The following is a 14,153-nucleotide window of genomic DNA, read 5'->3' as shown; positions in this document are numbered from 1 at the left end:
AAAAAAATACCGTCTTGTTTTGTTCCACTTGAGAGTAATCCTTAAATGCCACGTTTTTTTATTGAAGCAGACTTAAATGTTGATTCCACGGTTGAGTTAACTGAAACCGTTTTTCATCATTGGGTGAAGGTATTACGTGCTCAAGTCGGTGAAAAAGCTACCCTGTTCAATGGACAAGGTGGTGAATATGAAGTTGAACTTGTAGAAGTTGCCAAAAAGTCAGCTACTGTACAGGTCAATAGCTTTAACCCAAGCAACCGCATGCCAAAATTCACAGCTTTACTTGGGCAGGTCATGAGTAAGGGCGACCGTATGGATTATGCCATTCAAAAAGCGGTTGAACTTGGTGTCTCAGAAATTCAGCTTTTAACCTCTGAGCGCTGCGAAATGCGCCTCAAGTACGATCGTGACCAAAAAAAGCTCGATCACTGGCAAGCTATTGCTACGGCAGCCTGCGAACAATGTGGTTTGAATATTGTTCCAAAAATTCTCCCTCCGATGTCACTAGAAAACTGGTTGCAAAGTGAACTTCCTCAAACCAAGCTCGTGTTGGCTCCAAACAAAGATGAAGTGGATGTTCTTTACAATGCAACACCAGACTTGGCGTTACTCATTGGTCCAGAGGGCGGACTCAGTGAAGCTGAAATCTCTGCTGCCAATACTCATGGATTTGTGAACTGGTGTATTGGTGAACGTGTTCTGCGTACCGAAACTGCGCCTGTCGTAGCTTTATCTATTTTGAACTACAAATTTTAATTTTTCTCAATGATCAATTTTACTTTATCGTATTTGTAAAAATTTGTGGGGCTTTTGATTGATTTTTATATATTGGCACTTTAGTCTTAATAAGATAAAAATGAATGACCTATTAAATGATAAAAGTTACTTATTTAAGGGGCTTAATAAAAACAATGCAGTACCACCCTTACGTAGATTAAAGGCATCTTAATCATGATTCATAATCAGGATGATTATATTCAGCAGCAGCTAAACAGTGCACAAATCGTGAATACGATTCGTCACAGTCGATACTTTTTAATTAGTATCCTGCTGGTATGTCTTTATATCTTCTGTATCTACCAGTTACATTATCATCCGGCAGACAACTACCTGAATCTCTGGTTTATTCTTACCGAGATGGTGGTCTGCATGTGCTGGCTGATTAGTACCGTCTACTTTAAACCGAATGAGTTTAAGCTGGAAACTGCTCACCGCTGGCTACAAATCCAGTGTCTACTGGTAGGTATCTGTATTTCAACCGGGATTTTTACCCTGTATGTTCATTTGCCGCGTGTAAATCCATCTTTTGAACTGATTGAAGCATTGACCCTGACTGGCTTGCTGATTATGGTGACTCAAGCTTTTGGTCTCACCTATCTCACGCAAAAACTGAGTTATTTCTGCCTGATATTCTTGCCGTCCCTGGTCCCATTCTTCTTTCTGCAGATTACGGAATCCTCTTCACTTAATCCGTTTTTCAGTCTGGCATTGAACTTTTCTGTCATTGTAATTTTGCTGTGTGCCAATAGTACTTACCGTATTCATCAACGTACTTCACGTCTATATGCAGAGAATAATCTGTTAGTAACAAATGCTGAACAGCAAGTTACCTGGACTGATGAACTGTGTAAACAGTTACAAACTGAAGTGAATAAATCCAAAGATATCGAACTTCAGTTACAGCTCAATAATCAGCTGCTGGAACAAAAAGTGCGGGAACGTACTTATGATATCGAGCAGATTAATCTTGCCTTACAGGACCAGCATCAGAATCTGGAACTTGCGCATGAAATTGCGGGCATCCGCCCGTGGGACTGGAACATTAAAGATCGAACCATTACCCTGACGACACATACACAAGAAAAAATCCAGCGCAGTTCTGGTCAGCATCAGGCACAACTACATCATCTGATCCATCCGGATGATCTTCGTCATTTCAAAGATATGATGAAACAACACTTACGCGGTCAGGTAGAGCGCTATGAAGCCACCTACCGCATCCAGAATACCCAAGGGGTATGGGGCTGGGTTCATGATATCGGGCGTGTCATCAGCCGTGATCCAAAAACCAATAAACCCGTACGCATGGTCGGTATTCGCCGTGATATTCAGCAGGAACGTAATTCTCAGGAAGGATTAAAACTTGCAGCCAGCGTATTAGAGCAAGCGGCTGAAGGTATCTTTATACTTAATCAAGAGCTGAGCTATATCGAAGTGAATCCTTTTTTCGAGCAACTTTCTGGTTTTGAACGTCAGCAAATTCTGGGCAAGCACCTGTTTGATATTACGGTAAATACCAAATCTCAGCAGCGCAGTGTACATGCCAATATCATCAAGCAGGTCATGAAGATTGGTTCTTTTGATGGCGAACTTAATGAAAAATTCTTGTCCGGCAAAGAGATGCCACTATGGCTGCATATCAATGCCATTATGGATGATGAAGGCCGTATCACCCACTATATCGGGATTGTGTCAGACCTGACTGAACGTAAGCTTCAGGAACAGCGTCTGTCTTATCTGGAAAATTATGACACCCTGACCGACTTACCAAATCGTTTCTATTATAACTATCAGCTGCACCAGTACCTGGTGACACAAAAAGATTCCATCAAGCAGATGGCGGTGATTCGAATCAATATCGACCGTTTCCGTCCGCTGAATGAATATCTGAGCAACAACGGTGGTGATGAGTTATTACGTCAGGTGGCACAGCGCTTACGCTTAACCAATGCTGAAGCCATGTTTGTTGCGCATTTGAATGGCGATGACTTTGCCATTTTGTATGAAATCTCGCATATTCGCCCTTCCGTGCAGGAACATTGTGAGCATATTGCGAAAGCCTTTAGTCAGCCATTCAATATCTTTGGTCAGGACTATGAAATTACGCTTTCAATGGGGGTAGCTTTTTATCCTGATCATGGCCGTCAACTGGATTATCTCAATAACTGTGCCGAACAGGCACTGAGTGAAGCTAAGAATCTCGGTGGGAATACCATTCACTTTTATTCAAGTGAAAATACTGCCCTGCTGGAACAAGGAATTTTCATTGAACGCGATCTGCGTAAAGCCATCCAGAATGGTGAACTGATCGTCTATTATCAGCCGAAGATCAATCTTAATGACCAGAAGATCTACGGTTTTGAAGCCTTAATCCGCTGGAATCATCCGGAGAAAGGCATTATTCCACCGGGGATGTTTATTCCATTGGCAGAACAGACCAGTATGATTTCGGAAATCGGTCAACTGGTGATACAGCAAACGGCAAAGCAGATCCGTAAATGGAATGACCAGGGTTTCCATAATATCTGTATTTCAGTGAATATTGTGGCGCAGCAACTCCGCCGCGGCCAGTTACTGGATGATCTGGATGAAGCGATCAAACTGAACTGTATTTCTGGTTCGAATCTGGAACTGGAAATTACCGAATCTTCATTGGTAGAAAATTCTGAAACTGTAATGAATGTGCTGAATCAGATCAAGGAACGTGATATCAACATTTCCCTGGATGACTTTGGTACGGGCTATTCGTCCCTGTCTTATCTGGCAGAGTTCCCAATCGATATTTTAAAGATTGACCGCAGTTTTGTATCCAAAATTGGTGAATCCAAACAGGATGCTATTGTCAGTGCAATGGTTGCAATGGGCAAAGCCATGGGAATGAAAGTAGTAGCTGAAGGTATTGAGACAGAGCAGCAGCTAGATTTCCTGCGTCAACTCGGTTGTGATATTGCACAGGGCTATCTGTTTTCCAAGCCGCTTCCTGAACAGCAAGCGACCGAATTTCTTGAACAAAATATGACACCTGAGACTTATACCTATCAGGTATAAATCCAGACCTAAGACCAATTATTTCTTCAAAAAACGGGTGCGTTTGGCTGGGCTAAGCGCACAACTAGTGATATATTCTCCTGTATTCCGCGGTTATGTTACCTGCAATTGGGTAATTATTGATAGATCGAGAGACTAATGGACGAACAATCTTTAAAACAACAGGCACTGTACTACCACGAATTTCCTACCCCCGGCAAAATCAGCGTCACTCCAAGCAAACAACTCGTTAACCAACATGATTTAGCACTAGCTTACTCTCCAGGTGTTGCAGCGCCGTGTTTGGAAATTGAAAAAGACCCATCTAAAGCAGCACTGTATACAGCACGTGGTAACCTTGTTGCGGTAGTAAGTAATGGTACAGCGGTTCTTGGCCTGGGTAACATTGGTCCTTTAGCATCTAAACCGGTTATGGAAGGTAAAGGCGTCCTGTTCAAGAAATTTGCTGGCGTCGACGTATTCGATATCGAAATCGCAGAAAATGATCCAGACAAAATTGTCGACATCGTTGCAGCATTAGAACCGACTTTTGGTGGTATTAACCTCGAAGATATTAAAGCACCAGAATGTTTCTATATTGAACAGAAACTTCGTGAACGCATGAACATTCCGGTGTTCCACGATGACCAACACGGTACATCAATCATTGTAGGTTCAGCATTACTCAATGCTTTAATTATCAATGGTAAAAAAATTGAAGAAATCAAGATCGTAGCATCTGGTGCAGGCGCTGCTGCATTGTCTTGCTTGAACCTTCTTTGTGCACTAGGCGCGAAGAAAGAGAATATCATCGTTGCTGACTCACGTGGTTTATTGACTACAAAACGTGAAGGCTTAGATGAATCGAAAAAAGCGTATGTACAAGACATCGAAGGTACTCAGCTTGCTGACGTGATGGACGGCGCAGATATGTTCTTGGGTCTGTCTGCTGCAGGCATTCTGACTCAAGACATGGTCAAGAAAATGGCCAAAGATCCAATCATCTTTGCCTTGGCTAACCCGGATCCGGAAATTTTGCCAGAACATGCCCATGAAGCACGTTCAGACGTGATCATGGCAACTGGCCGTTCAGACTATCCGAACCAGGTGAATAACGCTCTTTGCTTCCCATACATCTTCCGTGGCGCACTCGACGTTGGTGCAACCACCATTAACGAAGAAATGAAGATTGCCTGTGTACACGCGATTGCGCGTATGGCACATGTCGAAGCAGATGCTGCATCTTATGGTGAAAAATCAGCATCATTTGGTCGTGATTACTTAATTCCTCGCCCACTGGATCAACGTTTGATTTTAGAGATTGCGCCAGCAGTTGCTAGAGCAGCGATGGATTCTGGCGTAGCAACACGTCCAATTCAAGACTTCTCTGTGTATCATCAACGTTTGTCTGAGTTTGTTTATAACTCAGCATTTATGATGAAACCGATTTTTGCTCAAGCAAAATCAGATCCTAAGCGTATTGCATATGCGGAAGGTGAAGATCTTCGTGTACTTCGTGCTGTACAAATTGCAGTGGATGAAGGCATGGCGAAGCCAATCTTGGTGGGCCGTACAGCAGTAATTGAAGCAAATATCAAAAAATTGGGCTTACGCTTAGAAAACGGGGTGAACATCACCATCGTTGACCAAGAAAAGAACCCAGACTACGAGAAATTTGCCGATGACTACTACAGCATTATGCAGCGTAAAGGGGTAACACCAGAATACGCACAACGTGAAGCTCGTCGTCGCTCAACACTTATCGCATCTATGCTTGTCAAACACGGCCTTGCAGACGGTATGTTATGTGGTACGTACTCAAGCTACGATATCCACTTGGACTTCGTCAGCAATATCATTGGTAAAAAAGACGGTCACAATACCTTCTTTACTTTGAATGCCTTGATGCTTGAAGAGCGTAACCTGTTTATTGCAGATACCTATATCAACCGTAATCCAACTGCTGAACAGCTTGCTGAGATGACCATTCTTGCTGCTGAAGAAGTACGTCGTTTCGGTATGACACCACGTATTGCGCTATTGTCTCACTCTAGCTTCGGTTCTGACCAGAACGATGCCAGTGCACAGAAAATGCGTAAGGTCTACGACATTCTGTCTGAGATTGCGCCTGAACTGGAAGTTGAAGGTGAAATGCATGGCGATGCGGCACTGGATGAAAATATCCGCCAGTTTGCTTATCCGAACTCACGCTTCAAAGGTGCTGCGAACCTGTTGATCATGCCAAACTTGGATGCAGCGAACATTTCGTTTAACCTGTTAAAAGCAACTTCTGGTAACAATGTGACCATTGGCCCGATTCTGCTGGGTGCAGCGAAACCAGTTCATATTTTAACGCCGACAGCGACTACACGCCGCGTCGTGAATATGACTGCTTTGACTGTTGCAGAAATCCAGCAAGCGGAACAAGACGCCCTGTAAGCAAACGCGGCGAACGCCGAGTTTCTTGACTTGAGAAAACCTCTATTCTGTAGCATGATGCTTCTAAGAATAGAGGTTTTTTCATGCAAGTTTATTTAGTAGGCGGCGCAGTTCGAGATCATTTGCTCGGACACCCCTATCACGAAAAAGATTATGTAGTAGTGGGTGCAAGCCCCAATCAAATGCTCAATCTGGGCTATCAACCGGTTGGGAAGGATTTTCCTGTATTTTTGCATCCTGAAACAAAAGAAGAATATGCATTAGCACGTACCGAACGTAAATCCGGCACTGGTTATCATGGTTTTGAATTCCATACCGATACCAGCGTAACGCTTGAACAGGACTTGATCCGTCGCGACCTGACCATCAATGCCATGGCCATGGATGAAGCCGGTCATGTGCATGATCCCTATAATGGTCAACAGGATCTTGCTGACCGCGTTTTACGTCATGTTTCTGATGCTTTTATTGAAGATCCTCTCCGTGTATTACGTGTCGCGCGCTTTGCTGCGCGTTATCATGCAATGGGCTTCCATGTTGCCACGGAAACACTCGATTTAATGCGTCAACTTACTGAATCAGGTGAATTAAATACGCTAACGCCTGAACGGGTCTGGAAAGAAACATCCCGTGCCCTGATGGAATCACATGCGGATATTTATTTTGAAGTATTACGCAGCTGTGGTGCATTAAAAGTACTGTTCCCAGAAATTGATGCCCTGTTCGGCGTCCCGCAACGTCCGGAATATCATCCGGAAATTGACTGCGGCATTCACACCATGATGTCGCTACAACAGGCTTGTCGCCAGAACTATGATTTGGATGTACGTTTTGCTGTTCTGGTGCATGACTTAGGTAAAGCCTTAACGCCTACCGAGGAATTGCCACGTCATATCATGCACGAAGAGCGTGGTGTACAGCCCGTAACTGAATTATGCGAGCGTTTCAAAGTACCAACTTATACCAAACAACTGGCAATTGCAGTCTGTAAAGAACATTTAAAATGCCATCAGGCACTTAATCTGAAACCAGGTACTTTATGGCGGTTATTGCAGCGTCTGGATGTATTACGTCGCCCGGAACGTGTAGAAGCTTTTGTGCAAGCCTGTGAATGTGATTCTCGTGGCCGTTTAGGTCTGGAAGACCGTGCCTATCCACAAGCGCAATATGTGCGGGAAGCCATGCAAGTGGTTCGTGGTATCAAGGCTCAGGATTTACCCGCAGATATTCAAGGTCCTGATATTGGCGAGATGCTGATTGAACGTCGTATCCATGCCTTAGCCGAGCTGAAAGAACGCCATACTGCCTTAATTTAACAAAGCTCCTTCGGGAGCTTTCTTCTTTGTATATATTGATATCTAAAATACTTTTATTCTGCGCACTTATATTCATATTCAAAATTATTAGAATTCATTGACCTCATCTTCCACCTAGAATCGGGTTATCTCTCTTTCGCTTCTGTCTGATAAAAACTTATGAATTCTCTGATTCGTCCTTTGCAACTTGAACAGGACTTGCATGCAATCCATGCACTTACTACACAACTTGGCTATTCCACCACAGTAGAAAATATTCAGCAGCGCTGGCAACGCATTCATCAGGATTCGAATGATTTGACGCTGGTCGTTGAACATGAATAACAGGTCATAGGCTATACAGGTTTAATTCAGAAAGACACTTGGAAATTTGATGGGGGATATTTGCGAATTCAGTCTTTTGTAGTTGATCAGGCTCATCGCGGGCAAGGTGTGGGAAAAGGCTCATTGCAGCGATTGAAGAGTTAGCTAAACAACGTCTTTTAAAATTGATACAAGTAAATAGCGGCAATCGTGAGGAACGTTTAACTGCACATGCTTTTTATAAGAATCTGGTTTTTGATGCTTACAGTATCGATTTTTCGGAAATATCTGGCTTAATCAGCCTGCTCAGATAACAGGCTGATTAGATCAGGAAGAGGATCAGGAAATATCTGCCGGGAAAGTAATTACCTTTTCAAGCTTCATCTGATTGGTGGCGATCATCAACAGACGATCCACCCCAAGTGCGATCCCGGAACATTCCGGCATATTCGGTAAAGCAGCCAACAGATACTCATCAATCGGCATGACATGTAAACCGAGTGAGCTACGCTCTGCATTATCTGCTTCAAAGCGTGAGCGTAACACTTCCGCATCAATCAGCTCATCATAGGCATTCGCCAGTTCCAGACCTTCTATATAAAGTTCGAAACGTGCTGCAACCAGTTCACCATCTTCATCGAGTTTGGTTTTTGCTAATGAAGCAAGTTCAGGCGGGAAATCGGTCAGAAATACCGCTGTGTCAAATCCCAAGCTCGGTTCCACCATATGCGAGAACAACAGGTCAATATAAGCCAGACGATCCTGCCCCAGATCCAGATTTAAACCAACGCGACGGCAGCAGTCTTTTAACTCTTTTAAAGTTGCCTTTAAGGGATTCAGATCCAGTCGATCCATAAAGGCATGCTTATAGCTCAGTACTGTTGGACGAACTTCGCCAAAACGGGCTTTTAATACTACATTCAACAGATCTGAAACTTCAAACATCAGGTCTTTCAGGCTAAAGCCCGGACGATACCATTCCAGCATGGTGAATTCGCTGTTATGTTTACGCCCATGCTCATCATCACGAAACACTTTGCAGATCTGGTAAATCGGGCCACTACCACTTGCCAGCAGGCGTTTCATCGCAAATTCAGGAGAAGTTTGCAGATAATGGGTATTGAGCTTACCCAGTACATGACGTTGTGCTTGCACAGATGCCAGATGCACATCGGTCACACCCGCTTGAGACAAAATCGGGGTTTCTACTTCCAGCACATCACGTTCCGCAAAGAACTGACGCAGCTGTGCATATAAATGAGCACGTGCGCGCATCGCATTTACATCACAGCTCGGTTGATAAGCAATCGTCATGCTTTCGACCCTCCATGTGCCGCCCATTCACGACGTAACGGATAGGTCTTACGTAAATGGTCAAAAGCCTGTTGATCGACTTTAGCGTCTTTTAAGCAAGCACGCAGATTGGCATCGTCACGTTGGATATCATAGATTTCACTCAGGTGCTGCTTGAGAGCTGCTTTTAAATCCTTCTCTGCGAAATATGGCACACATTCTGGTAACTGGCTTTCAAACTGCTTATTAATTTCATAGCCAAAATGACGACAGAAAGCCTCATAGATCATTTGAGTACCACGCGCCTTACCTTCCAGACTATAACCGGCAATATGTGGCGTTACCAAGCTGGCCAGATCCAGCACTTCAGCTGAAATCAACGGTTCATGTTCAAATACGTCCAGTACCACCTGACGCCGAGTTGCCTGGATATCAGCGATTAATGCTGCTTCTTCAACGACTGGTCCACGTGCTGAATTGATCAGGATAGTTTCAGGCTTCATTTGGGCAAAGGCATCTGCATTGATCATATGATAAGTCGGATGCTCACCCTGTTTGGTCAAAGGAACATGAATACTGATCGCATCGGATTGCGCCAATAAGCTTTGTAGATCAACCTGTTCAATATGGTCTCGTTGTACAAAAGGATCACAACCGATCACACGCCAGCCTAGCAGATCTGCCATATAAGCCAGTCGCGTACCCACGTTGCCTAGCCCAATAATTCCCAAGGTAAAATTGGGGCCAGCATCCAGGAGTGCTGGACGAAGTTTTAATAAGGCAGTAATCACGTACTCAGCTACGGCTTGGGCATTACAACCGGCAGCATTGCTCCAGGCAATTCCCTGCTGTTCAAGTGCAGCAATATCCAGATGATCCGTACCAATCGTGGCACTACCAACAAACCTGACCGGGCTGCCTTCTAGTAGCTGTGAATTGACTTTGGTCACTGAACGCACCAGTAAGGCATCTGCATCCTGCACATCTGCCGCAGTCAGTGTACGCCCTGCACAATGCTGAATCTCGGCAAATTCTGCAAAGAAATAATCGGTAAATGCCAGATTTTCATCTGCGACAATTTTCATAATGCCTTCCAACAACACAATGCCGTTATCTTAACGCGTGATGCTGCTGATGACCATTCAGTTATGTGGCTTTCTATTTTCTTAAGTGATTAAAAAAACCGAAGACTGGCTTCGGTTTAAGTAAAAAAAAATTAACAGTTTAGGAAGCCGCAGATACAACATGATCAATAATACCCTGCGCATTGAGCGCGGCAATTTCTTCGGGACTACGGAACTGGGACAGAATCTGCTGGGTATGTTGTCCCAGTTTTGGCGGTGCATGACGATATTGTACAGGTGTATCCGATAGCTTGATCGGTGAACCAATCATTTTAAACTGGGCGTTTAAAGGATGCGGTAAATCCACCAGCATTTCCCGTGCAGCAACTTGGGGCTCATTCAAAGCATCTTCAATCGAGTTAATCACACCGACGGGGACTTTGACCGCGTGAATGGCATCAACCCACTCTTTGGCATTCTTTGCAAGAAAATATTCTGACAATAAGGGAATCAGTTCATCACGATGTTTCACCCGATCCTGATTGCGCTGGAATTTTTCATCCTGCAAAAGTTCAGATAACTCAATTGCCATGCATAAATCCCGGAATTGCTTATCATTGCCACAGGCGATAATAAATTCCTTATCTTTGGCTTTAAAGGTTTGATAAGGCACAATATTGGGATGATGATTTCCCATTCGTTTTGGTGCCGTGCCTGAAGTAAGATAGTTCATCCCCTGATTGGCCAAAGCGGCTACCTGTACATCCAGCAAAGACATATCGATATATTGACCTTTACCTGTATGATGACGAGCCAACAGCGCAGCCTGAATGGCAATGGTCGCATACAGCCCGGTTTGAATATCCACAACCGCTACACCGACCTTCTGTGCTCCACCACCCGGGACATCATCTGCTTCACCGGTAATGCTCATCAGACCTGACATACCTTGAATAATAAAGTCATAACCCGGCTCTTCGGCACGAGGCCCGTTCTGACCAAAGCCAGTAATCGAACAATACACCAGCTTCGGATTAATGGCCTTTAAGCGTTCATAATCCAGCCCATAGCGTGCTAATGCACCCACTTTATAGTTTTCAATCACCACATCCGCAGTTTTGGCAATATCCCGGATGAGTTCCTGTCCTGGTTCAGAGGCAATATCGACAGTGACCGAATATTTATTACGATTGGCACACTGAAAATAGCCTGCCTCACGGGTATTTTCACCAGATGGCGTTTTCATCCACGGCGGTCCCCACATGCGGGTATCATCCCCCACACCTGGACGCTCGATCTTAATCACTTCAGCACCCAGATCTGCCAGAATTTGTCCACACCATGGTCCTGCCAGCACTCGGCTTAAATCCAGTACGCGTATTCCTTTTAATGCACTCATGCTCAATCCTTTTTTCATTGGCTAGGAAACCCAACCTTTATAATGTTGATGATTACTGACTTGCAGTCGCTGGACGAGTTGGTTTCTTCGCAGTCACCGATCCAACTGAATCGCCATGTTCTGCTTCAGCCGGCTTCACCAGGCTGGACTGTTGTGGATCATATTGACGTTCACGAATAAACAGTCCTGGAATCACCCCGGCAATAAAGTAAGCAGTTCCCATCACGATAAATGCCATGGTGAACGAACCACCTGCGGCAATAAAACCGATAGTTGCCGGTGCAATCGCAGCACCTAGACGGCCCATGTTATAGGCTCCACCAATTGCCGTACCGCGTACATCAGTTGAGAAGGTTTCAGCCATATAAGTTGCATTGACACCGTATGGAATTCCGTAAAGGAAACCGAAAGTAATCAATAAGTAGGCAATATTGGTTGGAGTGTTATAGAAAATGATGATTGGCAGGAAAGCCGCTGTACTGACCGTACCAAATACAAAGGTAATACGACGTCCAAATTTATCCGCTGCATAACCGGCAATAATCTTGCCCAGAATCATGGCGGTATAAGCACCGACCATATAGCCAGTCAAGGCTTTGAAATTCATATTGAGTTCGGTTTCCAAATAGGTCGGCATCCAGTTATTGACACCGTAATAACCGAACTGCAGAAATGCGGCAGTTGTCATCCATAACAGGAACATACGGCGATGCGACTGATGGCCAAAAATACGCTTATAAATGCTTTCTGATGGTTGTTGAGCAGTAACTGTTGTTTCTGGATTTTCCAGTTTCAGCGCTTTACGTTTCGCCTGCTCGATTTTCGCTTCCTGCCAGGATGCTGGCTCTGGCACAAAACGCATAAATAGCAATGCAAAAGCGGCGGGAATGATTGTCACGTAGAACAGCATGCGCCAGCCATAGTCTGGAATAATCGCACCTGCCATCAAAGTCGCCACGATATAACCGACAGTTTGACCCGTCTGTAAGGTACCCAATACTGTAGTGCGGTATTTGGTCGGTACATATTCTGCCATCAAGGTATTACAGGCCATGTACAGTGAACCCAGGCCGAATGCACCAATAAAGCGAAGTACCATGAATTGCTCATAGCTTTGAGTGAAACCCAAGATACAGGTCATAATTGAGAAAAACACGACTGACCAAGCGATGGTTTTTACCCGTCCAAACTTGTCGCAGGCCCATCCACCGGTAATCCCGCCAAGTGCCATTCCGGCCAAAGAGGCACTCCCCAGCATTCCGGCCTGAAACGAAGTCAGGCCAAATTCTGCTTTGAGACTGGTCAAGCTAAATGACAGCAGCATGATGTCTACACCGTCAATCACCAGAGAGACGAATGCGAAGATAAATGCCAGTTTCCAGGTATGGGCATGAATGCGATGAGCTGTGCCGACATTATTCGGTAGCTTTATCCCCAAGGCAACGGCGTCCTGATGGAGACTATTTTGATTTTCGTTGTTCATGTATTACCTCATTTTCCCAAATGAGTCATCGACATTCCTCTGTCTTCAGGTTTACAGCAGCGTTCTTTATTCTTTTTCTGCTTACATCTTATGAACTTCTGCTTATTAATACTGAGAATGACAAGAAAGCTTCACGATGAATCCTTTATTTAAGTTATTGACCGGTTTTTAGGGACAAAAGCCCTAAGGATGCTCAATCCTGAGCATCCCGAATTTAGAAAATAAATTAATTAGAAAAAGCTGCGATACCTGTTTGGGCACGACCGAGAATCAGTGCGTGTACATCATGGGTACCTTCATAGGTATTCACCACTTCCAGGTTGACCAGATGACGTGCCACACCAAATTCATCAGAGATGCCGTTACCGCCCATCATGTCACGCGCAACACGAGCAATATCCAGGGCTTTACCACAGTTATTTCGTTTGATCAGTGAAGTTCCTTCTACCGAAGCAATCCCTTCATCTTTCATACGGCCAAAACGTAAAGCGACCTGTAAGCCAAGCGCGATTTCAGTTTGCATATCCGCCAGTTTTTTCTGAATTAGCTGGTTGGCTGCCAATGGGCGACCAAACTGTTTACGGTCCATGGTGTATTGATGCGCAGTATGCCAGCAGAATTCAGCTGCGCCCATCGCACCCCAGGCAATGCCATAACGTGCACTGTTCAGACAGGTAAATGGTCCACGTAAGCCACGAATTTCCGGAAACGCATTTTCTTCTGGAACAAATACATTATCCATCACGATTTCGCCGGTGATCGAAGCACGCAAACCCACTTTGCCGTGAATCGCTGGTGCAGATAAACCTTCCCAGCCTTTTTCCAGGATAAAGCCACGAATATCACCGACATTACCTTCAGCAGAGACTTCTTTCGCCCAAACAACAAATACATCGGCAATTGGACTATTGGTAATCCACATTTTTGCGCCAGTTAAGCGGTAACCGCCATCAACTTTCTTGGCACGAGTAATCATGCTGCCCGGATCTGAACCGTGATCCGGTTCAGTCAGGCCGAAACAGCCAATATATTCACCAGTTGCCAGTTTT

11 protein-coding genes are annotated in these 14,153 nt (G+C 44.6%); 6 read left to right on the top strand and 5 right to left on the bottom strand.

Annotation, left to right across the window (positions count from 1 at the left end; all coding sequences use genetic code 11):
• Positions 1 to 45: 45 nt before the first annotated feature.
• The 6 genes from HADU_RS00635 (at position 46) to HADU_RS16055 (ending at position 8,030) form a co-directional block, all read left to right on the top strand.
• Complete coding sequence (locus HADU_RS00635; protein WP_008302356.1) at positions 46 to 756, top strand: 16S rRNA (uracil(1498)-N(3))-methyltransferase; 711 nt, start codon at positions 46 to 48, stop codon at positions 754 to 756.
• 195 nt (positions 757 to 951) lie between these two features.
• Entirely contained in the window at positions 952 to 3,828 is a 2,877-nt protein-coding gene (locus tag HADU_RS00630) for a putative bifunctional diguanylate cyclase/phosphodiesterase (RefSeq protein WP_008302354.1), read from the top strand.
• A gap of 138 nt (positions 3,829 to 3,966) precedes the next feature.
• Entirely contained in the window at positions 3,967 to 6,246 is a 2,280-nt protein-coding gene (locus HADU_RS00625; protein ID WP_008302352.1) for an NADP-dependent malic enzyme, read from the top strand.
• An 83-nt stretch (positions 6,247 to 6,329) separates the two neighbouring features.
• Positions 6,330 to 7,562 carry a multifunctional CCA addition/repair protein gene (locus HADU_RS00620; protein ID WP_008302349.1) on the top strand — a complete coding sequence of 411 codons (1,233 nt, stop codon included), beginning with the start codon at positions 6,330 to 6,332 and terminating at the stop codon, positions 7,560 to 7,562.
• A gap of 159 nt (positions 7,563 to 7,721) precedes the next feature.
• Positions 7,722 to 7,886: a hypothetical protein gene (locus HADU_RS15755; RefSeq protein ID WP_227499321.1), complete on the top strand. Its 165-nt coding sequence runs from the start codon at positions 7,722 to 7,724 to the stop codon at positions 7,884 to 7,886.
• A 60-nt stretch (positions 7,887 to 7,946) separates the two neighbouring features.
• Complete coding sequence (locus HADU_RS16055) at positions 7,947 to 8,030, top strand: hypothetical protein (protein ID WP_262478311.1); 84 nt, start codon at positions 7,947 to 7,949, stop codon at positions 8,028 to 8,030.
• A 174-nt stretch (positions 8,031 to 8,204) separates the two neighbouring features.
• Here the strand turns inward: HADU_RS16055 and epmA are convergent, their stop codons facing one another.
• The 5 genes from epmA to HADU_RS00590 all read right to left on the bottom strand — a co-directional run.
• Positions 8,205 to 9,179 carry an EF-P lysine aminoacylase EpmA gene (gene epmA, locus HADU_RS00610; protein ID WP_008302346.1) on the bottom strand — a complete coding sequence of 325 codons (975 nt, stop codon included), beginning with the start codon at positions 9,177 to 9,179 and terminating at the stop codon, positions 8,205 to 8,207.
• Positions 9,176 to 10,243 carry a 4-phosphoerythronate dehydrogenase gene (locus tag HADU_RS00605; RefSeq protein WP_008302344.1) on the bottom strand — a complete coding sequence of 356 codons (1,068 nt, stop codon included), beginning with the start codon at positions 10,241 to 10,243 and terminating at the stop codon, positions 9,176 to 9,178. The genes epmA and HADU_RS00605 overlap by 4 nt, the downstream gene beginning before the upstream one ends.
• A 139-nt stretch (positions 10,244 to 10,382) precedes the next feature.
• On the bottom strand, positions 10,383 to 11,621 hold the full coding sequence (locus tag HADU_RS00600; RefSeq protein ID WP_008302342.1) for a CaiB/BaiF CoA transferase family protein: 1,239 nt from the start codon (positions 11,619 to 11,621) through the stop codon (positions 10,383 to 10,385).
• 52 nt (positions 11,622 to 11,673) lie between these two features.
• A complete protein-coding gene (locus HADU_RS00595) occupies positions 11,674 to 13,104 on the bottom strand; it encodes an MFS transporter (RefSeq protein WP_008302341.1) in 1,431 nt (476 codons plus the stop codon).
• 226 nt (positions 13,105 to 13,330) lie between these two features.
• Positions 13,331 to 14,153, bottom strand: an 823-nt coding sequence (locus HADU_RS00590; RefSeq protein ID WP_008302338.1) for an acyl-CoA dehydrogenase family protein, incomplete at its 5' end; no start/stop codon positions are given.

It is taken from the genome of Acinetobacter sp. HA (assembly GCF_000264725.1).
GTDB lineage: Bacteria > Pseudomonadota > Gammaproteobacteria > Pseudomonadales > Moraxellaceae > Acinetobacter > Acinetobacter schindleri.
This window is presented reverse-complemented; position numbering and strand designations above follow the sequence as displayed.

Bases quoted from the DNA above. Each gene is read 5' to 3' on its own strand.
- HADU_RS00605 (WP_008302344.1), bottom strand. From the start codon at position 10,243: ATGAAAATTGTCGCAGATGAAAATCTGGCATTTACCGATTATTTCTTT.
- HADU_RS00620 (WP_008302349.1), top strand. From the start codon at position 6,330: ATGCAAGTTTATTTAGTAGGCGGCGCAGTTCGAGATCATTTGCTCGGA.
- HADU_RS00625 (WP_008302352.1), top strand. From the start codon at position 3,967: ATGGACGAACAATCTTTAAAACAACAGGCACTGTACTACCACGAATTT.
- HADU_RS00595 (WP_008302341.1), bottom strand. From the start codon at position 13,104: ATGAACAACGAAAATCAAAATAGTCTCCATCAGGACGCCGTTGCCTTG.
- epmA (WP_008302346.1), bottom strand. From the start codon at position 9,179: ATGACGATTGCTTATCAACCGAGCTGTGATGTAAATGCGATGCGCGCA.
- HADU_RS00600 (WP_008302342.1), bottom strand. From the start codon at position 11,621: ATGAGTGCATTAAAAGGAATACGCGTACTGGATTTAAGCCGAGTGCTG.
- HADU_RS00630 (WP_008302354.1), top strand. From the start codon at position 952: ATGATTCATAATCAGGATGATTATATTCAGCAGCAGCTAAACAGTGCA.
- HADU_RS00635 (WP_008302356.1), top strand. From the start codon at position 46: ATGCCACGTTTTTTTATTGAAGCAGACTTAAATGTTGATTCCACGGTT.
- HADU_RS15755 (WP_227499321.1), top strand. From the start codon at position 7,722: ATGAATTCTCTGATTCGTCCTTTGCAACTTGAACAGGACTTGCATGCA.